We start from the raw sequence: 645 nt of genomic DNA, 5'->3' as shown, positions 1-645 counted from the left end.
TGTTCCAGGTTACTTTAAAATCAAGCGTTACATCCGATATAAATACGCTACTAAAGGTAAAGACAACACTCAAATTAGTATTGGTGAGCTTCCAGAGCGAATTATAGATAAAGGAATCCCTTCAGAGGGATTATTATCCACAATACTTGTAGATAAATATGTTGACCACCTTCCTCTTTATAGACAAAAGCAACGCTTTTCCAGAGAAAACATCGATATAGCTTCTTCTACAATAGATGGTTGGGCGGCTCAAAGCATGGATGCTTTAAAGCCACTATACCAAAAGCTGCTGATGGACATCAAAAATGAAGGTTATCTCCAAGTTGATGAAACCACCATCAAAGTCTTAGATGAGAAAAAGAAAGACAAAACTCATCTTGGCTACTATTGGGTGTATCACGCACCTATATCCAAGCTTGTAATGTTTAATTACAGTTCTACTCGTAGCGGTAGTGCTGCACTGCCTATATTAAAAAACTTCAAAGGATATCTGCAAACTGATGGATTTAGCGGCTACCAAGCCTATGGAAATAAGTCAGATGTTACACATCTTGCTTGTTGGGCACATGCTCGACGTGAATTTGAAAAAGCTTTAGATAACGATAGAAAAAGGGCCCAGCATGTACTAGTAGAAATACAGAAGTT

1 protein-coding gene is annotated in these 645 nt (G+C 38.0%); it reads left to right on the top strand.

What is annotated here, in order from left to right:
- On the top strand, positions 1-645 hold a 645-nt coding region (gene tnpC, locus HX049_RS18415; protein WP_286417835.1), incomplete at both ends, for an IS66 family transposase.

Origin of the sequence: Myroides odoratimimus (assembly GCF_030326305.1) — a bacterium.
Taxonomy (GTDB): domain Bacteria; phylum Bacteroidota; class Bacteroidia; order Flavobacteriales; family Flavobacteriaceae; genus Flavobacterium; species Flavobacterium odoratimimum_A.
Note: the sequence above shows the minus strand (reverse complement) of the source record. Positions and strands in the feature narration are given on the sequence as shown.